This is a genomic window from Variovorax sp. OAS795 (assembly GCF_040546685.1).
Taxonomy (GTDB): Bacteria; Pseudomonadota; Gammaproteobacteria; order Burkholderiales; family Burkholderiaceae_C; genus Variovorax.
Genome location: NZ_JBEPOH010000001.1, coordinates 3,451,977 through 3,476,461 on the forward strand (window position 1 = coordinate 3,451,977; position 24,485 = coordinate 3,476,461).

Genomic DNA, 24,485 nt, shown 5'->3' on the forward strand with positions numbered 1-24,485 from the left:
TTGAGGTTGGTAGGACGTACTGGATTCGAACCAGTGACCAACGGATTAAAAGTCCGCTGCTCTACCAACTGAGCTAACGTCCCGGAACCAATTTTTCTATTTGTCTCTGCCGGCGTCGAATCCGGCAAAGCCAAAGATTATAGCGCGGCGTTGCTCGCAATCTTGTCGAGAACCCAACCTGCCGCACATTGCCCGAACGTGGCGGTCACGCTCACCACCGAGCCATAGCCGTGGCAGTTGAGCGAGCCGTCGCCTTCGATGGCGCAGGACGCATCGGGCGGCGCGACGCTCTCGCGGCTGAAGACGCAGGCGACGCCGAGCTTTCGGCCCTCGCGTGGTGCGCCATGCTCCTTGCGAAGGCGCTGGCGCAATTGGGCCAGCAAGGGGTCGTGCGTGACGAGCGCGAGGTCGTCGATGTCGACCTTGTGCGCCTGCCGCTTGCCGCCGGCCGCTCCCGCGGTGATGAACGCGGCCTCTGAAGCACGCGCCCACACGGCCATCGTGAGCTTGGCCTTCACCTGGTCGCAGGCATCGATGACCGCGGTTACGCGCCCGTTGGCGTGCTGCGCCGTTTCGAGCAGCGTGGTCCAGTTGCCGGGCTCGACGAACTCGTCGATCGCGAGCACCCTGCATTCGGGGTTGATCTGCGCAATGCGCTCGCGCATGGCTTCGACCTTGGCTTGCCCGACGGTCGCGTCGAGCGCATGGATCTGCCGGTTGATGTTCGACTCCGACACGTGGTCGAGATCAACCAGCGTCAGCGTCCCCACGCCGCTGCGGGCGAGCGCCTCGACGGCCCACGAGCCCACGCCGCCGATGCCTGCCACCAGCACATGGGCGTTGCGGATGCGCGCGGCGCCGGCCACGCCGTACAGGCGTTGGAGGCCGCCGAAGCGGCGCGCAAAATCGGGCGCCGCCGCGATGTCTTCAACGACATCCACGGCGGCGTTCGGTGCTTGCGCGAGGTTTGCTGCGCTCAAACGGAGGGCTCCGCCGGCTCAGCGCAGCCGCGAGAGTCGCTCGCGGCCCGCCTGCGCGGCTTCGGATTGCGGATAGGCCTTGGTCAGGTCTTCCAGCGTGCGGCGCGCGGCCCGCGTGTCCTTCAGTTCGATCTGGCAGTTGGCAATCGACAGCACGGCCTCGGGAGCCTTGGCGTGGTCGGGTGCAAGCGACAGCATGGAGCGGAAGTTCGCGATGGCCTCGTTGTAGTTGCGCGTGGCGTACTGCGCATTGCCGAGCCAGAACAACGCCGAAGCGTTGTAGCCGCTTTGCGGATAGCGCTTGACGAATTCGGCGAACGCAGTCTGCGCTTGCGCGAACTGGCCTGCGCGGAAGATGCCGAGCGCAGCATCGAAGTCGGCCTTTTCCTTGGGATCGGCAGTGAACTCGCGGCCGTCGACCGACACCTTGGCGGGCTCATTCTGCTTGAGCCTGTCGTCGATGGTGGTCTGGCGCGACTGCATTTCGCTCAGCGTGCGCTGCAGTTGCTCGTTCTGGCCGGTCATGCGTGCAAGGTCGCCGCGCATCTGCTCGATCTGCGTCTGCAGGTCGAGCAGGCTGCGCCGCAATTGGCCGTTCTCGTCGGTCAACCGCTGGTCGGTCTGCTGGCGCATCGCCTCGACCCGCTGCCGCAGGTCGAGGATGGCGCGGCGCGCTTCATCATCCTCGAACAATGCAGCTTGCGAGCCGATCGAAACGCAAAGCAAGGCGGCAGCCAGGGCCGCGCCTCGCAACAAGGCGCGTTGCATCACCGGGTGTATCGGATTTCAGCGCGGCGGTTCTGCGCCCAGGCTTCTTCGCCCGAACCCTGGACCGCGGGCTTTTCCTTGCCGAAGCTGACAGCTTCGATCTGGGCGTCGTTCACGCCCAGCAGCGTCAGAGCGCGGCGCACGGCTTCGGAACGCTTCTGGCCGAGTGCCAGGTTGTACTCGCGGCCGCCGCGATCGTCGGTGTGGCCTTCGATGGAGATGCGGCGTTGCTGGTTGCCCTTGAGGAAACGGGCATGGCCGTCGATCAGGGCCTGGAACTCGGGCTTGACCGTGTAGCTGTCGTAGTCGAAATAGACGATCCGCTCGATGCCGACAGGACCTTGGGCGGTGGAGGCATTGGGGTCGATGGTGACGGGCGCGACGGCGGTCGAGCTGCCCTGCTGGCCGCCGGCGGCGCCGGAGCGGTCGGTCACCGGGGCGTCGTTGAGCTTGGTGCCCGACGAGCAACCGGCAATCAGGGCCACGATGGCCAGCGAATAAATCGTACGTTTCAACATTGGGTACTCCTCAAATAAACCTTGGTCATTGCTTTTGAAACGGACCCCAGTCCGGTTCTCTTATGTCTCCCGCCTGCCCGGCCAGCCGTGCTTTTATTTTTCCGTCCAGGGTGGTCGTCATGAGCGCTTCGCGGCCTTGGAGCTGCGTTGCGTAGACGATCAACTTGCTGTTGGGGGCGAAACTCGGACTCTCGTCTGCCGTGGTGTCGGTGATGGCCGAGACATTGCCGGAGGCCAACTCCATCACATGGAGTTTGAACGCCCCGCCCACGCGGGAAATGTAGGCCAACCACCGGCCGTCGCCGCTGACAGAAGGAGAAATGTTGTAGGTGCCACTGAAGGTCACGCGCGTCGGCGCGCCGCCACTGGCGCCCATCTTGTAGATCTGCGGCGCACCGCCGCGGTCGCTGACGAAATAGATCGTGCTGCCGTCGGCCGAGTACACCGGTTCGGTGTCGATGCTCGCGCTCTGCGTGAGGCGCCGCGGTTCCCCCCCGGATGCCGGAATGGTGTAGAGCTGCGAGCCGCCATCGCGGCTCAGCGTGACGGCCAGCGAGCCGCCGTCGGGCGCCCACGCCGGTGCGCTGTTGGAGCCGCGGAAGTTCGCGAGCAGGCGGCGCTGTCCGCTGGCGACGTTGTGCACGTAGACCACGGGCTTGCGCGATTCGAACGACACGTACGCGAGCTGCTGGCCATTGGAAGACCACACAGGCGAGATGATGGGTTCCGGGCTCGCGAGTGCGGCCTGCGCGTTTTCGCCGTCGGCGTCTGCCACCCAGAGCGAATAGCGGCTGCCGCCCTTGGTGACATAGGCGATGCGGGTCGAGAAGATGCCCTTGTCGCCGGTGAGCTTCTCGTAGACGTAGTCGGCGATGCGGTGCGACGCGAGCCGCAGGTCGCCTTGCGGAACCGTATAGCTCTGGCCGCCGAGGTCTTGTCCGCGCACCACGTCCCATAGGCGAAAGCGCACATCGAAGCGCCCGTCGGCCAGGCGCGTGACGCTGCCGACCACGAGCGAATCCGCAGTGCGCTGGCGCCAGAGTGCGAGGTCGGGGCGAGAGGCTTCGTCGAGTGCCTGGCCCGACGCATCGACGCCGCGGAACTGGCCGCTGCGTTCCAGGTCGGCCTGCACGATGTCGGAGATCTTCTGCGGCGATGCATCCTGCCCCTTGAACGGAACCAGCGCGATGGGCCGCTGCGTGAGTCCGACGCCCGACACCTCGACCCGGAACTGGGCGAGCGCGGGCAGCATGGGAGTTGCAGCAAGAGCTGCAATCAAGGTGCGGCGTGCAAAAAACGATGAAGAAGGAGTTGGAATGGAAACTGGCAACGGCTTGATCATGCGGTTCGGAGATGTTTCGGGGTAAAAAGTTCTCCCCACGTGCGACGGGGGTGATGTTACACACTGCTTTGGGTACGCCGTCACAAAACGTGTATTGGCCGGTGCCGTCCTACAAGGCGCGGGCCCGCGGCGGCCTTTCGAGGCCCCCGTAGAATCCGCCGCCATGCAAGCATCCCCCGGCAGCGAGACCGCGCGCCCTCCCCTGATGCGCCGGCTGGCGCGACTCATGACGTGGTTCGGCGGCTCGCGCCGCTGGTGGGCCGTCGGGCTCATCGGCGCGCTGCTGGCTGCCATCACCGAACCGCTCATGGCCGCCTTGCTCAAGCCGCTGCTCGACCGCGGCTTCAACCGCGGGCAATTGGCGCTGTGGATCGTGCCCGCGGCGGTGCTGCTGCTGTTTGCGGTGCGCGGCATCGCGCAGTTCATCTCCCAATACGCGCTCTCGCGCATCGCCAACGAAGGCATGCAGCGGCTGCGCCGCGTGCTGTTCCAGCGCCTGCTCGGCGCGGAATTGGCGCTGTTCTCGCGCCAGTCGGCCAGCGCACTCTCCAACACGGTCGTCTACGAAGTGCAGACCGGCTCCATGCTGCTGGTACAGGCCATGCTGGGCCTCTCGCGCGACGGCTTCACGCTGGTCGCCCTGCTCGCCTACCTGGTCTATCTGAACTGGAAGCTCACGCTCATCGTGGCGTTCCTGGTGCCGAGCATCTCGTGGATCATGAAGGTGTTCTCCAAGCGCCTGTATCGCCTCACGCAGCAGGGCCAGCAGGCCACCGACGAGCTCGCCTACGTGGTCGAGGAAAACGTGCTCGCGCACCGCATGGTGCGGCTGCACGGGGCCGAGGCGGCGCAAGGCGAACGCTTCGAGCAGCTGAGCCAGCGCCTGAACCGGCTGGCCGTGAAATCGACCATCGCGCAAGCGGCCACCACGCCGCTCACGCAGATGATGGCGTCGCTCGCGCTGTCGGTCGTGGTGATGATCGCGCTCTGGCAGAGCGGCGAACAGGGCCTGACGGTGGGCGGCTTCGTTGCCTACATCACGGCCATGCTGATGCTGATCGCGCCGATCCGCAGGCTGGCGGACATGGCCGCGCCGATCACCCGCGGCCTCGCGGCGCTCGAGCGTGGGCTGGTGCTCATCGACGACGTGGCGCCCGAGCCGCAAGGCACGTTCAGCCTCGCGCATGCGCAGGGCCGCATCGAGCTTCGCAACGTGAAAGTCAGCTACCGCGGCGAAGACGAAGCCCTTGCGCTCGATGGTGTCAGCCTGACGATCGAGCCGGGCCAGGTGGTGGCTTTCGTCGGCCCCTCAGGCTCGGGCAAGACCACACTGGTCAACCTGCTGCCGCGCTTTGTGCTGCCCAGCGGCGGACAGGTGCTGCTCGACGGGCACGACACCGGCGAATGGGAGCTCAAGAGCCTGCGCGCGCAGTTCGCGATGGTGAGCCAGGACGTGGTCATGCTCAACGACACGCTGGCAGCCAACGTCGCGCTGGGCTCCGAAATCGATCGCGCCCGGGTGCAGCAATGCATCGAAGCCGCGAATCTCTCCAGCCATGTCGAGAGCCTGCCCGACGGCGTCGACACGGTGCTCGGCCACAATGCGACGCAGCTCTCGGGCGGGCAGCGCCAGCGCCTCGCCATTGCGCGCGCGCTCTACAAGAACGCGCCGATCCTGCTGCTCGACGAGGCCACATCGGCCCTGGACACCGAATCGGAGCGGCTGGTGCAGGACGCCCTGCACCGCCTGATGCAGAACCGCACCACGCTGATCGTCGCGCACCGGCTGTCGACCATCCAGCATGCCGACCGCATCATCGTGATGGAACAAGGCCGCGTGGCCGAACAAGGCAGCCATGCCCAGCTGATGGCGCTGGACGGGCTCTATGCGCGCCTGCAGACGCTGGCCGTGCGCAGCGCCACGCCGGGGCAGGACCCGACGCTCTGATCCCGGCGATCAGAGCAGGACGATGTCGTACTGGCCTTGCCCGATCGCCGGCTCGGCCTGCAATGAAATCGGCTTGCCGATGAAGTCGCTCAGCCCCGCGAGGTGCTGGCTTTCTTCGTCGAGAAACAGCTCGATCACCTGCGGCGACGACACGATGCGGAACTCGCGCGGCGTGAACTGCCGCGCTTCGCGCAGTATCTCGCGCATGGCGTCGTAGGCCACGCTGCGCGCTGTCTTCACGATGCCCTGCCCGCCGCATGCGGCGCAAGGCTCGCACAGCATGTGGGCCAGCGATTCGCGCGTGCGTTTGCGCGTCATCTCGACGAGCCCGAGCTGCGAAAAGCCACCCGCGGTGGTCTTGACCCGGTCGCGCGCGAGCTGCTTTCGGAACTCGGCCAGCACCTGCTCGCGGTGGTCGTCGCGGCCCATGTCGATGAAGTCGACGATGATGATCCCGCCCAGGTTGCGCAGCCGCAATTGCCGGGCAATGGCCTGCGCCGCTTCGAGGTTCGTCTTGAAGATGGTGTCGTCGAAATTGCGCGCACCGACGAATCCGCCGGTGTTCACGTCCACCGTGGTGAGGGCCTCGGTCTGGTCCACCACGAGGTAGCCCCCCGACTTGAGCTCGACGCGCCGGCCCAGTGCCTTGGCGATTTCCTCGTCGACCGAATACAGGTCGAAGATCGGCCGCTCGCCCTTGTAGTGCTGCAGCTTGCCGGCGGCCTGGGGCATGTATTCGAGGCCGAACTTGAGCAGCACCTCGAACTGCTCGCGCGAGTCGATGCGGATGGTCTGCGTGTCTTCGCTGGTCATGTCGCGCAGCACCCGCTGCAGCAGGCTCAGGTCCTGGTGCAGCAGCGACATCGCCGGCATCTTGCCCGACGCTTCGCGGATGCGCGACCAGGTCTTGCGCAGGTAGGCGATGTCTTCGGCCAGCTCGGCATCGCTCGAGTCCTCGCCATTGGTGCGCAGGATGAAGCCGCCCGTGTTGGCGGGCACCACGCCGCCGCTGTCGGCGGCCGCGGCCGCTTCGATCAGCGCGAGCATGCGCGCGCGCAGCGAGTCGCGCTGGTCCGACGGAATCTTCTGCGACACGCCGATGTGGTTGTCCTGCGGCAGGAACACCAGCAGCCGGCCGGCAATGCTGATCTGCGTCGACAGCCGCGCGCCCTTGGTGCCGATCGGGTCCTTGATCACCTGCACCAGCAATGACTGGCCCTCGAACACCTGCTTCTCGATGGGCACGATCGGCCCGCCGTTGCGGTGCTCGCGCTCGGGCGCCGGCGCACTGGGGCGCGACCCCGGCGTGAACGGCGCCACGATGTCGGCCACATGCAGGAAGGCCGTGCGCTCCAGGCCGACGTCGATGAAGGCCGACTGCATGCCAGGCAGCACGCGCGAGACCTTGCCCAGGTAGATGTTGCCGACCAGCCCGCGCTCCAACGTGCGTTCGACGTGCAGCTCTTGCACCGCGCCGTGCTCGACCAGCGCCACACGGGTCTCCTGCGGAGACCAGTTGATCAGGATGTCTTGCATGGAAATTGGAATTCTCAGGTATTGAAACCGGCGCGGCGAAGGATCTGCGCGGTCTCGAACATCGGGAGTCCCATGATGCCCGAATAGGACCCGCTGATGTGCTCGATGAACGCTGCCGCCGCGCCCTGGATCGCATAGGCGCCGGCCTTGCCGAGCGGCTCGCCGCTCTGGGCATAGCGCGCGATCTGCTTTGCGGTCATGGCTGCGAAACGCACGCGCGAAACACTGAGCGCGGCATGGCGGCGGCGGCCATGCTGCAGCGCCACGGCGGTCAGCACGCGGTGCGTGGTGCCAGACAGGAGCGCGAGCATGCGCTCGGCATCGCGCGCGTCTTCGGGTTTGCCCAGGATGCTGCGGCCGATGGCCACCGTGGTGTCGGCGCAGAGCACCGGCGCATCGGCCAGCCCGTTGCGCTTGCGCCGCGCAACGGCCGCATCGAGCTTGAGCGCGGTGACGCGCTGCACGTAGGCGGTGGGCGATTCGCCCGGCAGCACGGCTTCGAGCGATTCGGCATCTTCGTCAGGGCCGGCCAGCAACAACTCGTGGCGAACGCCGAATTGGCCGAGCAGCTGGGCGCGGCGCGGGCTTTGCGACGCGAGATAGATGAAGTCTGGTGCTGTCATTCCCGGTGGTACGGATGTCCCGCGTTGACCGACCAGGCCCGGTACAGCTGCTCCACGAGCAGCACGCGCGCCATCGCATGCGGCAGGGTCAGGTCGGAGAGGCGGATGCGTTCGTGGGCCGCGGCCTTGAAGGCCGGGTCGAGCCCGTCGGGCCCGCCGATGACCAGGGCCACGTCGTCGCCCTCGCCTTGCCAGGCCTGCAGGCGCGCGGCCAGCGCCTTGGTGGTGAGCGCGGTGCCGCGCTCATCGAGCGCCACGATGCGCATGCCCCTGGCAATGGCGCCTTCGATGCGCTCGCGTTCGGCGGCGTAGAGGGTCTCGAGCGACTTGGAACCGCGCGGCTCGGTCTTCACTGCCCGCAGTTCGAGCTTGAGCTCGGGCGGGAAGCGCTTGGCGTAGTCGTCCCAGGCAGTCTGCGCCCAGTCGGGCATGCGCTGCCCGACGGCGACCACCAGGAGTTTCATGCGCGGCGGGCTGGCGCCTTTTTCGCAGGCGCCTTCTTGGCCGCGGGCTTCTTGGCGGCCGGCTTGCCGACCACCTTGACCGGCACGCGCGCGGTTGTGGTCTTCCGGGCCGGTGCCTTCCTGGCGGCGGTTTTCTTGGCCGGACTGCGGCTGGCCTTCTCGGCCTTGGCTTCCTGCTCGGCCGCGCGAATGGCGGTCTTGGCCGCGCTGGTGCGGCGCAGGCTGGGAGTCTTGGCCGCCACCGGCTTCTTCTCTTCGGTGACCTTGGAGGCCGTTGCAAGCGCCGGCTTGGTGCCGCCGAGCTTGGCGCGCACGGGCTTGTCGCCCCAGATCTCTTCGAGGTGGTAGTACTGGCGGATGGCGGGCTGCATGATGTGCGCGACGGCCGCGCCGCAGTCCACGATGATCCACTCGCCGTTGTCCTCGCCCTCGATGCGCGGCTTGCCGAAGCCGGCCTCGCGCACCGCATCGCGAACGCTGGCGGCCAGCGCCTTGGTCTGGCGGTTGGAGGTGCCCGAGGCAACGATCACACGTTCGAACAGCGGTGACAGATGCTCTGTGTCGAAAACCTGGATGTCCTGCGCCTTGACGTCTTCGAGTCCATCGATGATGGCTCGCTGGAGTTTCTGGGTGTCTTTCTTGGCGGCGGCTTCAGTGGTCATCAGGCAGGGCGGTAAAGGTGGTGTCGGTCAATATAGCGTGCAACGGCTGGCGGAACCAGCGAGGAAATGTCCTCGCCGAGCGCCGCCCGCCGCCGTATGTCGGTGGCGCTGGTGTCCATGGCCGGCAGATCGAGCGCTTCGAAACGTGCGCCGGCTGGAAGGCCGGGCAGCATCTTCGGATCAAAACGGGCAGTGCCGCCCGCCGATAATGCGCGATACGCTACAGAAACAATAGCAATGCCGAGTATAGCCTGCCAGCCGTGCCATGTCGGCAACGCACTGGCCTGGTCGGCACCCATGATCAGCACCAGTTGGGCTCCGGGTTGCTCGCGCTGCAATTCATGCAGGGTGTCGAGCGTGTAGGTGGGACCGTCGCGCAGCACTTCGCGGCTGTCGACCACCACGGTGCCGTTCAGCCCTGAAAAAGCCAGCCGCGCCATCGCGAGGCGGTCTTTCGCAGGCGTCAAGGCCCGGCTCTTGTGCCAGGCCTGCCCCGTGGGGATGACATGCAGTTCGGCCAGGCCGAGCTGGGAGAGTGCCGCCTCGGCCAGTGCCACGTGCGCGTTGTGCGGCGGGTCGAAGGCACCGCCGAAAATGCCGATGCGCGGGGCGGGGCCGGAGGCGCTCACACCCAGTCGCGCCGCACGATGAAGTCGCTGTACAGCGCGGCTTCGGGACTGCCCGGCTCGGGCTGCTGGCGGTAGGCCCAGCTTGCGAGCGGCGGCATCGACAGCAGGATCGATTCGGTGCGCCCGCCCGACTGCAGTCCGAAGTGCGTGCCGCGGTCCCACACGAGGTTGAATTCCACGTAGCGTCCGCGCCGGTAGAGCTGGAACGCCCGTTCGCGCTCTCCCCATGGCATGCCGCGACGGCGCTCCACGACGGGCAGGTAGGCCGGCAGGAAGGCATCGCCTACGGAACGCAGCATCGCAAAGGCGTTCTCGAATCCGCCCTCGGCAAAGTCGTCGAAGAAGATGCCGCCGATGCCGCGCTGCTCCTTGCGGTGCTTGAGAAAGAAATACTCGTCGCACCAGGTCTTGAAGCGCGGGTACTTGTCGTCGCCGAAGGGAGCGAGCGCGTCCTGGCACACGGTGTGGAAGTGCACCGCGTCTTCCTCGAAGCCGTAGCAGGGTGTCAGGTCCATGCCACCGCCGAACCAGCACACCGGGTCCTTGCCTTCGGGCAGCGCCGCCAGCATGCGCACGTTCATGTGGACGATCGGCACGTAGGGATTGCGCGGATGGAACACCAGCGAAACGCCCATGGCCTCGAAAGGCGCACCCGCGAGCTCCGGCCGGTTCTGCGTGGCCGATGGCGGCAGCCTGGGCCCGCGCACCTGAGAGAAGCCGCAGCCCGCGCGCTCGAACAGATCGCCGCCTTCGAGGATGCAGGTGAGTCCGCTGCCTTGCAGCGCCTCGCCGGGTTCTTTTTGCCAGGCGTCGCGCGTGCAGGCGCCGCCATCGGCCGCCTCGACGGCGGCGACGATCTCCTGCTGCAGCTTGCGCAGGTAGTCGCCGACCGCTGCCGGGTGGGTCTGTTGCATCAGGCGTGCGGGGTGTTGCGCGCGTGGACCGCGCGGTGCCCGATATCCTTGCGGTATTGCGCCCCGTCGAAGGCGATGCGCGCCGCGACTTCATAGGCACGCTGCTGCGCAAGCTTCACGCTGTCGGCCAGCGCGGTCACGCACAGCACGCGGCCCCCGCTGGTCTTGAGTTCGCCGTCCTGCTGCGTGGTGCCGGCATGGAACACCACGGCATCGGGTGCCTCGGGCGGAATGCCGGTGATGCGGTCGCCCTTGCGCGGCGACAGCGGATAGCCGTGCGCCGCCATCACCACGCCTAGCGCCACGCGCCGGTCCCACTGCAGTTCGACCTGGTCGAGCGTGCCGTCGGTGGCATGCCAGAAGACTTCGAACAGGTCGGACTTGAGCCGCATCATGATGGGCTGGGTTTCGGGATCGCCCATGCGGCAGTTGAATTCGAGCGTCTTCGGGTGTCCCGTGGCGTCGATCATCAAGCCTGCGTAGAGAAAGCCGGTGAACGGGATGCCGTCTTTTTCCATGCCGCGGATGGTCGGCAGGATGATCTCTCGCATGGCGCGCGCGTGCACCTCGGCCGTGACCACGGGCGCGGGCGAGTAGGCGCCCATGCCGCCGGTGTTGGGACCATCGTCGTTGTCGAGCAGGCGCTTGTGGTCCTGGCTGGTGGCCAGCGCGGTCACGTTCTTGCCGTCGCACAGCACGATGAAGCTGGCTTCCTCGCCCTGCAGGAATTCTTCGATCACCACGCGTGCGCCGCCATCGTTGTGGGACACGCCGAACTTGTTGTCGACCAGCATGAAGTCGACCGCCTCGTGCGCCTCCTGCGCCGTCATGGCCACCACCACGCCCTTGCCGGCGGCCAGGCCGTCGGCCTTGACCACGATGGGGGCGCCCTTGGCGTCGATGTAGGCGTGGGCCGCGGCCGCGTCGGTGAAGGCCTCGTACTCGGCGGTGGGAATCTTGTGGCGCTTCATGAACGCCTTGGAGAACGCCTTGGAACTCTCGAGCTGCGCAGCCGCCCGCGTGGGCCCGAAGATGCGCAGGCCGTGGGCGCGGAATTCGTCCACCACGCCGGCCGCCAGCGGCCCCTCGGGGCCGACGACGGTGAGCGCGATCTTTTCCCTCGCGGCCCACTCGCGCAGCGCGGCGGGCTCGGTGATGTCGATGCAGTCGTAGCGCTCGTCGCTCACGGTGCCGCCGTTGCCGGGCGCCACGTACACGCGGCTGACCCGGCTGGCCTGCGCCAGCCGCCACGCCAAGGCGTGTTCCCGGCCCCCTCCTCCAATTACCAGTACCTTCATTCGTGGGCCTTGTTCATTCGCTGTGTATCAATGTTCATTCGGAAAGCGCGGCGTTGTGATAGACCGCCTGGACGTCGTCCAAGTCTTCCAGCACATCGAGCAGCTTCTGCATCCTGGCGGCGTCTTCGCCGGTCAGCTCGATCGTGTTCTCGGCCCGCATGGTGACCTCGGCCACCTCGGCCTTGAGGCCGCCTGCTTCCAGGGCGTTCTTGATGGTTTCGAAATCGGCCACGGCGGTGATCACCTCGATGGCGCCGTCGTCGTCCGTGACGACGTCCTCGGCGCCGGCTTCGAGCGCGGCCTCCATGACCTTGTCCTCATCCGTGCCTGGCGCGAAGATGATCTGTCCGCAGTGCTTGAACTGGAAGGCGACCGAGCCCTCGGTGCCCATGTTGCCGCCATGCTTGGAGAAGGCGTGGCGCACTTCGGCCACGGTGCGCACGCGGTTGTCGGTCATGGTGTCGACGATGATCGCCGCGCCGCCGATGCCGTACCCTTCGTAACGAATTTCTTCGTAGTTGACGCCTTCGAGATTGCCCGTGGCCTTGTCGATATTGCGCTTGACGGTGTCGATCGGCAGGTTGACCGCCTTGGCCTTCTCGACCGCCAGCCGCAGACGGGGGTTGGCGCTGAGGTCACCGCCGCCGGCGCGCGCGGCCACCGTGATTTCGCGAATGGCGCGCGTCCAGAGCTTTCCGCGCTTCTCGTCCTGGCGGCCCTTCCGGTGCTGAATGTTTGCCCATTTGCTATGTCCGGCCATGACTTTGTTCTCGCAATCCTGTGTTTTCAAAAACAGGCTCCGAGTTTACTGTCCGGCGCACACAACGGCCGCCAGGGCACCGCTCCCTTTTGGTGATAATCCCCCGATGACGCCATCGCCTTCCGTAGGGCCCGGGAAACCGACCATCCTGCCGCCCCACACCCCCTTGCCGCTGTACTACAAGAACGAGACGGAGCACCAGGCTTTCCTGCGCCGCATCTTCGACAGCACCGCCGCGGACTACGACCGCATCGAAAGCGTGCTCGCCTTCGGCACCGGTCCGTCTTACCGGCGGGCCGCCCTGACGCAGGCCGGCCTCGCCCAGGGTGCGCAGGTGCTCGACGTCGGCATCGGCACGGGGCTGGTCGCTCGCGAGGCGCTCAAGATCATCGGCCCGCGCGGCCAGTTGGTGGGCGTCGATCCCAGCGTAGGCATGATGGAGCAGATCGACCTGCCCGGTGTCGAACTGGTCACGGGCGTGGCGGAAGCGCTGCCCCGGCCCGACGCCAGCTGCGACTTCGTGAGCATGGGGTACGCCATGCGCCACATCAGCGACGTGGCGGCAGCCTTCAGCGAGTTCCATCGCGTGCTGCGTCCCGGCGGACGCCTGGTGGTGCTCGAGATCACCAAGCCGAACGGCCGGGTCGCGACCGCCATGCTCAAGGGCTACATGCGCGCCGTGGTGCCGCTCATCGCCCGCGTGGTCGGACGCCGCACCAACACGTCGGAACTGTGGCGCTACTACTGGGACACCATCGAGGCCTGCATCCCGCCAGAACGCGTTCTGGAAGCGCTGCGCGCCGCGGGCTTTTCCGACGTGCGCCGCCGCGCGAGCCTGGGTGTCTTCTCCGAGTACATGGCCCGCAAACCGGAAACCACCGCCAAGGCCGGCTGACCGTGCGAGTCCAGGGCGAAACCTCCCATCTGCGCGTCGAGCGCCTTTCCCTGCCCGCCTGCCTCGCGCTGGCCGAGAACGGCAGCGCCCCCTTTGCGGCGCTGGGCTACGGCACGCCGCACGAGCTGGCCTGGATGCCGACCGTCAACGCGCGCGTGCTTTCGGCCCAGGGCGCCATGGCGGACGTCTGGCACGTGGCCGGCACCCACGTCGAATCGGCCACCACCGGCATCGCCCGATGGCGCAGCGACGGCCACTGGCTCCTCGGCGCCATCGACATCGACGAGTCGGTCGAGCAACGCAACCTCGCCGAGATTGCGCACCGCGCCTACCGCGACCTGTTCAAGACGCTCGACCAGGCCGCAACACCGCACCTGTTGCGCATCTGGAACTACCTGCCGCAGATCAACGCCGACGGAGGCGGGCTCGAGCGCTACCGGCAGTTCAACCTGGGCCGCCAGGAAGCTTTCCTGGAGGCGGGCCGCGCCGCATTCGAGGGAGCGCCGGCCGCGTGCGCGCTGGGCATCCACCAGGGCGCACTCTCGATCCGCTTCCTGGCCGGCCGAACTGCCCCCATGCCGGTCGAGAATCCGCGGCAGGTCTCGGCCTACCGCTATCCGGAAACCTACGGCCCGCGCTCGCCCACCTTCTCGCGCGCCGCACTCTCCGACATCGGCGACGGCAACATCGCGCTTTTCATTTCGGGCACCGCGAGCATCGTGGGGCACGAAACCATCCATCATGGCGACGTGCTCGAACAAACCCGTGAAACCCTGCGCAATCTCGAAGCCGTCATCGCAGCGGCCAACCACCAGCTCGCCGGGCCGGGGGATGCGTTCTCGCTCGCCAAGCTCGATTGCGTGGTCTATGTGCGGCATCCGGCCGACACCGACAAGGTACGCGGCGTGATCGCGCATTCGCTCGGCGCCGACGCGCCGATGAGCCGCCACGCGGTCTACCTGGAGGCCGACATCTGCCGCAGCGACCTGCTGGTCGAGATCGAAGCCCATGCCGTCGCCCCGGGTCGCCTGCTGGGCTGACCTGTTGCGACCGACCGGACCGACGACCCATTCGATGAACCGCGTGCTGCGCATTCTCACGGCCATTCCGCTCGCGTTGATGCTCTACGCGCTGCTGCTCTTCCTCGGGCTGATATCGCTCGCCTGGAACCTGGTGGCCATGCTGCTGTACCCGGTGATGCCCGAGGCGCCGGCCCGCGCCCTGGGCCGGCTGACCATCACCCTGGCCTACCGCATGTTCTGGGGCGTGGCCTCCTTCACCGGGATGATGCGCATCGATGCCAGCTGCCTGGATCCGATGCGCAGCGAACCGGGCGTGATCTTCATCGCCAACCACCCGACGATGCTGGACGCCCTGCTGCTGGTGGCGCGGCTGCCGCGCAGCGCCTGCATCATGAAGGCCGACCTGCTGCGCAACATCTTCCTTGGCGCGGGTGCGCGGCTTGCGCGCTACATCAGCAACGAATCGGCCCGCATGATGGTGCGCCTGGCCGTGGCCGACCTGCGCAACGGCGGCCAGCTCGTCATCTTTCCCGAAGGCACGCGCACCGTGACACCGCCGCTCAACCCGTTCGGGAACGGCGTGACACTGATCGCCAAGCTCGCGCAGGCGCCGATCCAGACCGTCTTCATCGAAACCGACTCGCCCTACCTCAGCAAGGGCTGGCCGCTGTGGCGGGTGCCGCCGCTGCCGGTGGTCTTCACGCTCCGCCTGGGCCAGCGGTTCGCGCCCAAGCAGGACAGCCATGTGCTGCAATCGGAACTCGAACAGTACTTTCGCCAAAACCTGGAACAGCGCGCCCCCGACGCGTCCCCCGCATGCCAGACGCCTCGCGCACACACCTTGTCCTGATCCCCAGCTACAACACGGGCGAACGCCTGTTCTCCACAGTCGAAGCGGCGCGTGCGCAGTGGAGCCCCGTCTGGGTGGTGGTGGACGGCAGCACCGACGGCACGGGCGAGCGCCTGCAGCAAATGGCCGAAGGCGATCCGGGCCTGCGCGTATGGCTGCTGCCCCAGAACCAGGGCAAGGGCGCGGCCGTGCTGCATGGCCTTCGCGAAGCCCGCAATGCCGGTTTCACGCACGCATTGACCATGGACTCGGACGGCCAGCACCCGGCCGACCTGATTCCCGCTTTCATGGCCGCCTCACAGGCCCGGCCTGAAACCATGGTGCTGGGCCGCCCCGTGTTCGATGCCTCCGCCCCGCTGCTGCGCGTGCGGGGGCGGCGCGTGTCCAACGGCTGGACCCAGCTCGAAACGGTGTTTGCCGGCGTGGGCGATTCGCTCTACGGATTTCGCGTGTACCCGGTGGCCGACCTGATTGCCGTGATGGCGCGGCAACCCTGGATGCGACGCTTCGACTTCGACACCGAAGCCGTGGTGCGGTTGGCCTGGCGCGGTGTCAAGCCCGTGAACATCGACGCGCCCGTCAAATACCTGACGGCCGAGGAAGGCGGGGTGTCGCACTTTCGCTATGGGCGCGACAACGTGCTCCTGACCTGGATGCACTCGCGGCTGATGGTCGAGTTCGTCCTGCGCCTGCCCGCGCTGCTGTGGCGCAAGGCGCGGCGGCTGCCGCCTTTTCAGCCCTGACGCCAGCGCAGGGCTAGATCATCCCGCCGTTGATCGAGATCACCTGCCCGGTGATGTAGGCCGCCTCGTCGCTCGCGAGGAAAGACGCCAGCGCCGCGACTTCCTGCGGCGTGCCGGCGCGCTTCATCGGCACCATCTGGTTGACCATGGCCGGGTCGAAGGTCGCGTCCGCCATCGGCGAGGCGATGATGCCCGGCGCGATGGCGTTGACGGTCACGCCGCGCGACGCCACTTCGAGCGAGAGCGCCTTGGTCGCGCTGTTGAGCGCACCCTTGGCCGCGGCATAGTTGACCTGCCCGCGGTTGCCCGTCAGTGCCGACACCGAGGAAATGTTGAGCACACGGCCCCAGCGCGTGCGCATCATCGGCAACAGCAGCGGCTGCGTCACGCGGAAGAAGCCGTTGAGCGACACATCGATGACCTTGTGCCACTGCTCGGCGCGCATGCCGGGCAGCACCGCATCGTCGTGAACGCCGGCGTTGTTGACGACGATCTGAACCGGCCCGGCCTCGAGCAAGCGTTCGCAGGCCGACCGGCAGGCGTCGTCGCTGCGCAGGTCGAACACATGGCACTCGGCCTTGCCGCCCGCAGCCACGATGGCGGCCGCGAGTTGCTCCACCGCCTCGGGGCGCGAGTTGGCGTGCAGCAGCACCGTGGCGCCGTCGCGCGCCAGGCGCTCGGCCATCGCGGTGCCCAGGGCGCCGCTGGCGCCGGTGATGAGGGCGCGTTTTCCTTCGAGGCTCATGGGGCAGTCGCTCCGGTTGCAAGCGGTGTGTTCAATACCACCACGGCGCGGCCTTCGGCCAGCACATGGCCGGCGCTGTCGTGCACCGCGAATTCATAGAGGATCTGGTTCGTGTCGCCCGAGAGGCGCCGCGCCTGCACCTGCAGCGGTCCGGCGACTTCGTCGAGCCGTGCGACCGAGAAGCGCACGTTGCGCGCGCTCGCGAGGAATCCGGCCGACGGCGCGCTTCCCTCGGCGGCCAGCAGTCCGCCGTGCAGCGCCATGGCCTGGGCCGCGTACTCGATGGCGTTGGGCGCCAGCAGGCCGCCCGCCGTGCGCAGCGGATTGTCCGGCTGCAAGTGGGTGCGGGTGCTGCAATGAATGGACTCGGCGTCCCAGCGCTCGAGCCGCTCGAGCAGGCACATGCTGCCGCTGTGCGGAATGCGCGCGGCAATGCCGTCGCGGTCGAGCGTCTGGGGGGCCGTGGTCACGCGGCGGGCTCCAGGTCGGCCACCAGCAGCACGTTGGCGAACGGCGTGCCTTCGCTCATCGGAATGCTCCGGACACTGAAGCCCAGCCGCTGGAGCACCGCCACCCAGTCGGCCAGCGGGCGGCCCCAGGTGGGCGAGACCTTGTGGCCGCGGATGCGCGTCACCGTGCGATCGACCCACTGGCTGATGGCAAAGCCGCGCTTGCTCGACGCGTCGCCGATACGCAGCAGCAGCCTCGCATTCGCATTGCTGCCGCGCCGCAGCGCATCGCGCACGCGCTGCAGCACGCCGTCCTGCGCCTCGATGTCCACGTAGTGCAGCACGTCGAGAATCACGACCAGGTCGCACGCGGGCAGCGGCGCCGAACACATGTCGGCGCACACCAGCCGCGGCGCGGGCTGCAGATGGCCGATCGAAGCCGCGGCGCGTGCCACGTCCTTGGGCATCAGCTCGATGCCGGTGTAGTCGGGCGCCGCTGGCGTGGGCTTCCAGGACGACGGCCAGCGGCCGTGCGCCTGCATGCGGCTCATCGACGCCAGCAAGCTCGCGAAGAGCCCCTGGCCGCAGCCGATGTCGACCACGCGCCGGTGCGCCGCGTCGATCAGTCCGCGCTCGAGCAGCCCGCGAAAGACCGGGTCGCGCCCCAGCTTGCCGCGTGCGAACTGCCAGGCGAACGTGCCGCCCTTCTTGTAGGGAACGGTGGCGGCTTCGTGAAGCTCGCGCCACGCGGCGTCGGTGGAAAAAGGCGGCGTTGCGCTCATGGTTCAAGGCCTTCCGGCAAGGTGACGGCGTGCAATCCATCCGCACGCAAGCGTTCGAGCAGCAAGGGCAATACCTCCAGCAGTACAGGATTTCCTTGCGGCGTGCGCGCGGCGTTGCCATCGTGAAGAAGCAGGATGTCGCGCGCCTGCAGGTTGCGCCCAAGTCGCGCCATGACCTTGGCCGCATCGCCTTCGCGCGTGTCGAAGCCGCGCCGCGTCCAGCTCACGAGCGACAGGCCGAGCCGGTGCAGCACCGGTTCCAGAAACGGATTGCGCAGCCCGGCCGGCGCGCGGAAACAGGTCGGGCGCTGGCCGGTGGCCTCGAACAGGATGTCCTGCGCCCGTGCAATCTCGCTCGCGAAACCGCGCGGACCCAGAAACGAGAAGTTGTGCCGATGCCGCGCCGTGTGGTTCTGGATGCTGTGGCCCCGCGCCACGATCTCGCGCGCCAGTGCCGGATGCGCAAGCACGCGCTCGGCAATGCAGAAAAATGTGGCACGCTGCCCGTGGGCGTCGAGCAGGTCGAGCACCCGGGGCGTGACCTCGGGCTCGGGCCCATCGTCGATGGTGATGGCCACCTGGCGCCGGACGCCAGCCGCTTCGGGCAAGCGCGTGACGTTGGGGCCCAGCAGGCTGCTGCGCGGCGTGAGTCCCGCGCCGGTGATCAGCGCATGGTTCAGCACGATCGCGCCGATGGCCCAGGGCATGGCGCCCGGCACCAGCACGCCCGCGCCGATGGCGGCCACGTGCCAGGCCGCACTGGCGCGGATGGCCGGCGGCCAGGGCCAGGATTCAGGGGGCGCAGCAGAGGCGGACGACATGGCGCGGGATTGTCCCATCAGCCGCGCGCAGGCGGTGGCGTGACCCGGCGTGCGAATGCAGCCGACAGCAGCAGCGCCAGCAAGGCGCCCGGTGCCACCACCCGGCCGATCGACGACAGCGCCGGAATGTCCGAGATTGCGATCAGCCCGAAGGACACCACGGTGGTGAGATTGGCCAGCATCAGCGATGCCAGCGTGTCCTCGTCGGCCCTTCCGGACACACGCAACTGGTCGAAGAACAGCGCGTAGTTGGAGCCCACCGCCACGATCAAGAGCAGCCCCACCAGGTGCAGGATGCCCAGTGGCACCTGGAGCACGGCCATGCCGCCGAGCGTGAGCACCACCGCGACGACCAAGGGCTGGCAGACGGCGAGCAGCCGCTTGCCCGAGCGCAGGTAGATGCCCAGCAGAACCACCACCGCCAATGCGCCGAGCATCACCTGCACGAAGGCCTCGTGCAGATAGCGCTGGTAGAGCCCGGCAAGTTCGCGGCCGACGTCGACCACCTGCACTTCGGGCACGCCCGCGAGCGCTTGCTCGAGACGGCCCGCATTGAAATTCGGGCCGGGGTGCAGCACCACCAGCGTCGACCACCCGCCGCCGGGCCGCTGGTACATGAGCGTGTTGACCACCGAGCCCAGCGGCCCGCCGGTCAGGTCGGCGCGCCGCACGGGCGCCAGCTTGCGCGCGGCCTCGACGTCGGCCAGGAAAGGTCCGAGCCGCGTGGCCGGCAGCGGCGAGCCTTGCGTGGCCTCCGCCAGCCGCATGCGCAGCGCCTCGGCCTCGGGCAGGCTGGCCAGGCGCGCCGCCTGCGTCGCCACGCTCGGCAGCACGCGCGTCACGGCCTCGAAACCGCCGAGCTCGCCCTTGTCGACCAATGCTTCGAGCCGCGCGGTGGCCGCCTCGGTATTGCGCAGTGCCGTTTCCTCGTCGGCTCCGTAGACCACCACCAGCGTGCTGCCATCGCCGGTGCCGATGTCGGCACGCAGCATTTCGTCGAGCTGCTGCGCCGACTTGGGCACCGGGCTCATTGCGCCGAGATCGGCGCGCCAGAGATGGCCGCCCTGCCAGATGACCAGTGCCAGCGCGGCGACGCCGAGCCCGGCCAGCACCCAGCGCAGGCGCGGCAGCCCGCGCACGAGCACGCCGGCCGCGTTTGCCATGTACCTGCGCATGCCCATGCCGGTGGCACCATCGGGTGCGAGCACCGGCAGCGCGTAGCGCGTGGCCAGCGCCGCGGCCACCAGGCCGGCGATGGAAAACACGCCCAGCTGCGCCAGGCCCGGAAAACCCGAGAACAGCAGCGCCGCAAAGCCGCACACCGAGGTCAGCAGGCCGAGCCGCACGGTGGGCCAATGCACGTCGCGCCAGCGCGCCCAGCCGGTGCCGGCCACGGCGGCGCCGCGCGCCTGGATGAGGTAGTAGATGGCGTAGTCGACCGTTTCTCCGATCAGCGTGCTGCCGAAGCCCAGCGTCATGCCGTGCACCGAACCGAACACCACGCTCACCGCGGCGGTTCCCACCACCACGCCGGTGGCCACGGGCAGGAACGCGATGACCAGCGCGCGCGGCGAGGCGAAAGCCAGCAGCAGCAGGCCGCCCATCACGAAGCCGCCGACGATCGCGAGGTGCATGGCCTCCGTCTTGATCTTGTCGCGGCTCAGCACCGAGAAGACCGGCGGGCCGCTCAACAGCAGCTTGGGCCTGGCGGCTTCGGCCATGCCCTGCGTTGCGGCATCGAAGGCCGCCTGCACCCGCGCGATGGCCACGGCCTGCGCGTCGAGATCGCTGCCCGCCGCGCGCGTGGTGGCGATCATGAGTGCGCGCGGCGCGGTGCGCGACATCCAGACGCCGTTCTCGCTGCGCGGTGCGCTGGCCGGCGTCAGTTCGACGGCGATGCGCTGGGTTTCCCCGGTCGGATCGCGGTCGAGCAAGGGCTTGATCGCATTGCCGGCCGGCGTGCCCAGCATGGAGAGGGTTTCGTAGATCGCATCGCGCAGCCCGTCGACGGTGAAATGATCGGGCTTCACGCCCGGCGAGAGCTGATAGCGGTGCGCGAAGACCCAGGTGCCGGCCTCGCTCCAATCGCCGGTGTCGCCGTTCTGGATGAGGTCGAAGAGCTTGCTTTCGCGCATGGACTTGGCCACGGCGCGGGACACCGCGGCGCGCTGCTCCACGTCGGCGCCGCCTTCGATGCCGAGCATCAGCGTTCGCGATGCCACGCCGCTTTGCAGTTGCTCGATGAGCACCTGCTGGCGCACGTCGGGGCTCTTGGGGAGAAACGCGGAAAGATCGGCACTGAAGTGCGTGCGCGCAATCTGCAGCCCGCCGCCGAGCAGGACCAGGGCCCAGACCAGCAACACCACCGCCCGGCGCCGCCAGCTCGGCAGCCCTCCCCCGCTCTGGCGCGCGCTCACGGCGTGGTGCGTCCGGCGGCGCTCGATGGCGCGGTGGATGCGGCGCCCGCGCGCTCGGGCGTGATGCTCATCACCGAGCGGTCGCCGCCGACGAATTCCATCTCGAGGCCGGTCACCTCGCTCGCGCGGCCGATGATGCGGATGCTGCGCACCTGGGCCGCGAGCCGGCTGTCGGCCGGCAGCAGGTCGAGCGTCCAGTTGCCGGCCGAGCCGCCCACCGTGCTGCGGAAATAGCGCTGCAGCGTGGCGCCGTCGCCGCTCAATGTGCCGCGCATGGCTTCGACCAGGCCGAGCAGCTCGGGCATGCTGTCGAGCGTCAGCGTGCGGCTGCGGCCGCCGCGCGACAGCGTGAGCGTGTTGCCTTCGACGGCCATCGTCTCCTCGCGCGGCGACAAGGTGCGCCGCACCAGCTTGTCGGGCGCATTGAAGCTCAGGGTGCCGCGCGAGTCGAGCGGTCCTTCGAGTCCATGCACGAAGCGCTGCTCGGTGAAGCGCGCCTCGCCGCTCTTCTGCCTGGCGAGCAATCCCATCAGCTCGGGCAGGTCGAAAGCCCAGGCCGGCGCGGCGCAGCAGGCCAGTGCCAGGAGCAGGCTTCTGCAAAGCCAGTCAAACCGAATCTTCGAGCCAGAAATCATGGAAGTTGAACCAGTTGTACGGATAGGCGCGGCACAGCGCATCCAGGCGCGCCACGTAGGCTTCGATCGCCGCGCGGATGCGGCGTTCCCGCTCGGCGGGGTCGGTGGACCGTTCGGTGAAGTCGGCCAGGAGATCGAATTGGACATCGTAGCGCGCACCGCCTCCATAGAGGCCGGCCATGAAGAACACCTTGCGCCGCAGCAGTGCCGCAAGGCGGAACGGTCCGTCGTCGAAACTTGCCGGCTGGCCGAGGAACGGCAGCACGATGGTGTTGCCGCGCTGCTGCGCGGGCTGGTCTTCGCTGCCCGGCAGGGTGCGGTCGACGAGCATGCCGCCGAGGCCGCCGCCGTCCAGCCAGTCGCGCAGCGCGAGCATCGAGTGCGGCCGGCCGAGCGCGATCACGTGCGGCCGCAGTTCGGGCAGGCTGATGGCATTGAGGATGGCGTTGATGCGTTGCGCGTTGTCGGGGTACATCAGCATCGCGAGCCGCAGTTCCTGCTTGTGCTGGCTCTTGTGCTTGCAGGCACCCATGGCCTCGAAGCTGCCCACGTGCGCGCCCAGCAGGAAGGCGCCGCGCCCGTTCAAGGCTTCGGCTTCGAGCGCCGAATTGCCCTTCACCTGCACGTCGAACAGGTCCATGCGCCCGCGCAGGAAATACACGCGGTCGAGCACCGTCGAGGCGAAGGTGTGCAGCAGGCGGTAGCCGTCGATCCAGCCGGCGCGCGGCCCGACAGCCCGGAACAGGTAGCGCTTGATGTGGCGGCGCGGCGCAGGCGCGAACAACAGGAAGTACAGGCTGATGGGCGGCAGCAGCAGGCGGGTGACGCGGCGTCCGCAGATCAGCGCCATCGCGCAGATGAAACGCAGGGCCAGCATGTTGCTGCGCTCGGGCGCGTGCGCCCAGTCGCCGCGCTGCCCCGCCTGCGCGGCATCGTTCACGGCGCGCGTCTCGGCGTCGGTGTGCTTCATCACGCGGATCCTTGCCCGGCCACCCAGCGGCCGGTGACAGCCACCACGCCGTCGCAGCGCACGTCGAAGCGCACGCCACGCGCGGCGCCGGACTCGGGCTGCAGCTCGATGGAGAGCATGCTGCCTGGGCGCACCGGCGCCAGGAACTTGGCCGCCGCCAGCGTGGGATGGGCGCCCAGCCGCGCCACCAGCGCGGGCACGCGCTGAACGGCTTCCATCACCTCGGCCAATATCAGTGCGCCCGGCAGCAGCGGCTGCCCCGGAAAGTGTCCCGCGAACGATGGATGGTCGGCAGGCACCGCATGGGCCAGCTGCACCGGGGTGTCGTCCTCCGCCAGTTGCGCGAGCGCGAACTCACGCAGCGCGCGTGCGGTGAGCTTGCCGGTGCCTTCGCGCGGAAACGCCTTCACCTGCACCACCCGGCGCGGCACGAACACGGGCTCCAGCCGCTGCCGCAGCGCCGCGATGACCTGGGCGGCCGAGAGCGTGGGCGCCACCACGAAGGCCACGGGACGGACCACCCCGTCGGCCACGTCGTCGGGGAGCCAGAACGCGCCGTCCTCGACGCCCGGAATGCTGTTGAGGTGATAGTTCAGGTGGGCGAGCGAGCTGCGCCGCCCCGCCACGTGGATCAGGTCGTTGGCGCGGCCGAACAGGCGAAAGCGGCGATCGTCGAGCAGCTCGAGCACGTCGGCCATGGGCGTGGCCTCGGGCAGGAAGTCGCCGCTGAAGATGAAGCGCTCGGGAGCGTCGCCCTCGCCGGCTTCCGTATGCACGCGGATGCTGCCGAAGTTCTCCCAGACCTCGCTCTGCGTGGTGCGGCGGGTGGCGACCTGGCCCGATTCGGTGCTGCCGTAGATCTCGATCAGCACGCCGCCCAGCGCCTGCTCGGCCTGCGCCGCGAGCTGCGGCGACAGCGGCGCGGTGGCCGAAAGAATCAGGTCGACGGGCGGCAGGTCGATGCCCGACAAGAGCAGCGTCTTCAGGTGGAAAGGCGTGGTGACCAGCGCCCGTGGACGCGGCACCGATGCCAGGGTCTTTGCGACGTCGGCCGGAAAGAACGGCCGCCCGCTTTCGAACGCGGCACCGCCGAGCATCGCGAGCAGCGCCGAGGATTCCAGCCCGTAGCTGTGCTGCACCGGCACCGTCGCCACCAGCGTCAGTCCCTCGAGCGAAGGCCGCCCGAGCAGGCTGGAGAGCCGCTCCACGGCCACCGCCACGTCGCCGACCAGCGTGTCCCAGCGCTTGGCGTGCGGCTGGGGCACGCCGGTGGAGCCCGAAGTCAGCAGGCTGACGGCGTGCATGGCGCCGTCGATGGCCGGCACGTCAAGGCCCTCTCCACCTTCGGAGCTGGAGCGGTCCTCGATCAGCACGCGCGGCATGCCGGGCGTGGCGAGCTGGGCGTCGTCGGTCAGCGCGAAAAGATCCGATCCACCCGATTCGAGCAACCGCGCGAGCGTGTCGGGCCGCGCGTCGGGCGGCAGGAGGCTCGCATGGCCGCGCACCAGCGCGGCCGCCAGGCTGACGGCAAAGGCATAGCGGTCGACGCACAGGTTGACGGCCTTGCCCTCGTCCGGCAGCACCGGCGCGAAGCGCGCGACATCGGCCAGGAACTGGCGCGTGCTGACCGGCACGCCAGCGCGCCAGGCCAGCGGGGCATCGAGGTCCCGGTGGGCGATCAGCGGCAGCAGGCGGTTATCGGCAGTCACGCAAA

At 68.3% G+C, this 24,485-nt stretch carries 25 protein-coding genes and 1 tRNA gene; 5 read left to right on the forward strand and 21 right to left on the reverse strand.

Going from position 1 to position 24,485, the window contains the following annotated elements:
• Window positions 1-7: 7 nt before the first annotated feature.
• The 5 genes from ABID97_RS16675 to tolB form a co-directional block, all read right to left on the reverse strand.
• Window positions 8-83: transfer RNA gene (locus ABID97_RS16675), tRNA-Lys, on the reverse strand.
• 54 nt (window positions 84-137) lie between these two features.
• A complete protein-coding gene (locus tag ABID97_RS16680; protein ID WP_354401793.1) occupies window positions 138-941 on the reverse strand; it encodes a tRNA threonylcarbamoyladenosine dehydratase in 804 nt (267 codons plus the stop codon).
• 57 nt (window positions 942-998) lie between these two features.
• A complete protein-coding gene (ybgF, locus tag ABID97_RS16685; protein ID WP_354399546.1) occupies window positions 999-1,748 on the reverse strand; it encodes a tol-pal system protein YbgF in 750 nt (249 codons plus the stop codon).
• Complete coding sequence (gene pal, locus ABID97_RS16690; protein WP_354399547.1) at window positions 1,748-2,266, reverse strand: peptidoglycan-associated lipoprotein Pal; 519 nt, start codon at window positions 2,264-2,266, stop codon at window positions 1,748-1,750. Before pal ends, ybgF begins: the two co-directional genes overlap by 1 nt.
• A 25-nt stretch (window positions 2,267-2,291) precedes the next feature.
• Window positions 2,292-3,608 (reverse strand): Tol-Pal system beta propeller repeat protein TolB, encoded by a 1,317-nt coding sequence (tolB, locus tag ABID97_RS16695; protein ID WP_503012778.1) that lies wholly within the window; start codon window positions 3,606-3,608, stop codon window positions 2,292-2,294.
• 163 nt (window positions 3,609-3,771) lie between these two features.
• On the opposite strand from tolB, the gene msbA reads away from it, so the two are divergent.
• Window positions 3,772-5,556 (forward strand): lipid A export permease/ATP-binding protein MsbA, encoded by a 1,785-nt coding sequence (gene msbA / locus ABID97_RS16700; protein ID WP_354399549.1) that lies wholly within the window; start codon window positions 3,772-3,774, stop codon window positions 5,554-5,556.
• Window positions 5,557-5,565: 9 nt separating this feature from the next.
• On the opposite strand, the gene rng is transcribed toward msbA, so the two are convergent.
• Genes rng through ABID97_RS16740 form a run of 8 tightly spaced genes read right to left on the reverse strand, consistent with a single transcriptional unit; the run spans window position 5,566 to window position 12,442 of the window.
• Entirely contained in the window at window positions 5,566-7,092 is a 1,527-nt protein-coding gene (gene rng / locus ABID97_RS16705; RefSeq protein ID WP_354399550.1) for a ribonuclease G, read from the reverse strand.
• Window positions 7,093-7,106: 14 nt separating this feature from the next.
• Window positions 7,107-7,715 (reverse strand): Maf family protein, encoded by a 609-nt coding sequence (locus ABID97_RS16710; protein ID WP_354399551.1) that lies wholly within the window; start codon window positions 7,713-7,715, stop codon window positions 7,107-7,109.
• Window positions 7,712-8,179, reverse strand: a complete 468-nt coding sequence (rlmH, locus tag ABID97_RS16715) for a 23S rRNA (pseudouridine(1915)-N(3))-methyltransferase RlmH (RefSeq protein WP_042579728.1) — start codon at window positions 8,177-8,179, stop codon at window positions 7,712-7,714. The genes ABID97_RS16710 and rlmH overlap by 4 nt, the downstream gene beginning before the upstream one ends.
• Window positions 8,176-8,841: a ribosome silencing factor gene (rsfS, locus tag ABID97_RS16720; protein ID WP_354399552.1), complete on the reverse strand. Its 666-nt coding sequence runs from the start codon at window positions 8,839-8,841 to the stop codon at window positions 8,176-8,178. Before rsfS ends, rlmH begins: the two co-directional genes overlap by 4 nt.
• Window positions 8,841-9,470, reverse strand: coding sequence for a nicotinate (nicotinamide) nucleotide adenylyltransferase (gene nadD / locus ABID97_RS16725; protein ID WP_354399553.1), 630 nt, complete (start codon window positions 9,468-9,470; stop codon window positions 8,841-8,843). Before nadD ends, rsfS begins: the two co-directional genes overlap by 1 nt.
• A complete protein-coding gene (gene hemF, locus ABID97_RS16730; protein ID WP_354399554.1) occupies window positions 9,467-10,384 on the reverse strand; it encodes an oxygen-dependent coproporphyrinogen oxidase in 918 nt (305 codons plus the stop codon). The genes nadD and hemF overlap by 4 nt, the downstream gene beginning before the upstream one ends.
• The gene (purD, locus tag ABID97_RS16735) at window positions 10,384-11,682 is read right to left on the reverse strand and encodes a phosphoribosylamine--glycine ligase (RefSeq protein WP_354399555.1); all 1,299 of its coding nucleotides are present in this window, start codon (window positions 11,680-11,682) and stop codon (window positions 10,384-10,386) included. The genes hemF and purD overlap by 1 nt, the downstream gene beginning before the upstream one ends.
• 34 nt (window positions 11,683-11,716) lie before the next feature.
• Complete coding sequence (locus tag ABID97_RS16740) at window positions 11,717-12,442, reverse strand: YebC/PmpR family DNA-binding transcriptional regulator (RefSeq protein ID WP_354399556.1); 726 nt, start codon at window positions 12,440-12,442, stop codon at window positions 11,717-11,719.
• 106 nt (window positions 12,443-12,548) lie between these two features.
• On the opposite strand from ABID97_RS16740, the gene ABID97_RS16745 reads away from it, so the two are divergent.
• Genes ABID97_RS16745 through ABID97_RS16760 form a run of 4 tightly spaced genes read left to right on the forward strand, consistent with a single transcriptional unit; the run spans window position 12,549 to window position 15,952 of the window.
• Complete coding sequence (locus ABID97_RS16745) at window positions 12,549-13,337, forward strand: class I SAM-dependent methyltransferase (RefSeq protein ID WP_354399557.1); 789 nt, start codon at window positions 12,549-12,551, stop codon at window positions 13,335-13,337.
• 2 nt (window positions 13,338-13,339) lie between these two features.
• The gene (locus ABID97_RS16750) at window positions 13,340-14,377 is read left to right on the forward strand and encodes a chorismate transformation FkbO/Hyg5 family protein (protein ID WP_354399558.1); all 1,038 of its coding nucleotides are present in this window, start codon (window positions 13,340-13,342) and stop codon (window positions 14,375-14,377) included.
• A gap of 34 nt (window positions 14,378-14,411) precedes the next feature.
• A complete protein-coding gene (locus ABID97_RS16755) occupies window positions 14,412-15,209 on the forward strand; it encodes a lysophospholipid acyltransferase family protein (protein ID WP_354399559.1) in 798 nt (265 codons plus the stop codon).
• Window positions 15,176-15,952 carry a glycosyltransferase family 2 protein gene (locus ABID97_RS16760; RefSeq protein ID WP_354399560.1) on the forward strand — a complete coding sequence of 259 codons (777 nt, stop codon included), beginning with the start codon at window positions 15,176-15,178 and terminating at the stop codon, window positions 15,950-15,952. Before ABID97_RS16755 ends, ABID97_RS16760 begins: the two co-directional genes overlap by 34 nt.
• A gap of 13 nt (window positions 15,953-15,965) precedes the next feature.
• On the opposite strand, the gene fabG is transcribed toward ABID97_RS16760, so the two are convergent.
• From fabG to ABID97_RS16800, 8 genes are read right to left on the reverse strand one after another with little or no spacing between them, the layout of a single operon-like run.
• Window positions 15,966-16,697: a 3-oxoacyl-ACP reductase FabG gene (gene fabG, locus ABID97_RS16765; protein ID WP_354399561.1), complete on the reverse strand. Its 732-nt coding sequence runs from the start codon at window positions 16,695-16,697 to the stop codon at window positions 15,966-15,968.
• The gene (locus ABID97_RS16770) at window positions 16,694-17,167 is read right to left on the reverse strand and encodes a hotdog family protein (RefSeq protein ID WP_354399562.1); all 474 of its coding nucleotides are present in this window, start codon (window positions 17,165-17,167) and stop codon (window positions 16,694-16,696) included. The genes fabG and ABID97_RS16770 overlap by 4 nt, the downstream gene beginning before the upstream one ends.
• Entirely contained in the window at window positions 17,164-17,928 is a 765-nt protein-coding gene (locus tag ABID97_RS16775) for a class I SAM-dependent methyltransferase (protein ID WP_354399563.1), read from the reverse strand. Before ABID97_RS16775 ends, ABID97_RS16770 begins: the two co-directional genes overlap by 4 nt.
• The gene (locus ABID97_RS16780) at window positions 17,925-18,767 is read right to left on the reverse strand and encodes a polysaccharide deacetylase family protein (protein WP_354399564.1); all 843 of its coding nucleotides are present in this window, start codon (window positions 18,765-18,767) and stop codon (window positions 17,925-17,927) included. Before ABID97_RS16780 ends, ABID97_RS16775 begins: the two co-directional genes overlap by 4 nt.
• Complete coding sequence (locus tag ABID97_RS16785) at window positions 18,767-21,166, reverse strand: MMPL family transporter (RefSeq protein ID WP_354399565.1); 2,400 nt, start codon at window positions 21,164-21,166, stop codon at window positions 18,767-18,769. Before ABID97_RS16785 ends, ABID97_RS16780 begins: the two co-directional genes overlap by 1 nt.
• Window positions 21,163-21,801, reverse strand: a complete 639-nt coding sequence (locus ABID97_RS16790) for a LolA-related protein (protein ID WP_354399566.1) — start codon at window positions 21,799-21,801, stop codon at window positions 21,163-21,165. Before ABID97_RS16790 ends, ABID97_RS16785 begins: the two co-directional genes overlap by 4 nt.
• The gene (locus ABID97_RS16795; protein ID WP_354399567.1) at window positions 21,773-22,771 is read right to left on the reverse strand and encodes a lysophospholipid acyltransferase family protein; all 999 of its coding nucleotides are present in this window, start codon (window positions 22,769-22,771) and stop codon (window positions 21,773-21,775) included. The genes ABID97_RS16790 and ABID97_RS16795 overlap by 29 nt, the downstream gene beginning before the upstream one ends.
• Entirely contained in the window at window positions 22,771-24,480 is a 1,710-nt protein-coding gene (locus tag ABID97_RS16800; protein WP_354399568.1) for an ApeI family dehydratase, read from the reverse strand. Before ABID97_RS16800 ends, ABID97_RS16795 begins: the two co-directional genes overlap by 1 nt.
• Between the last annotated feature and the right edge of the window lie 5 nt (window positions 24,481-24,485).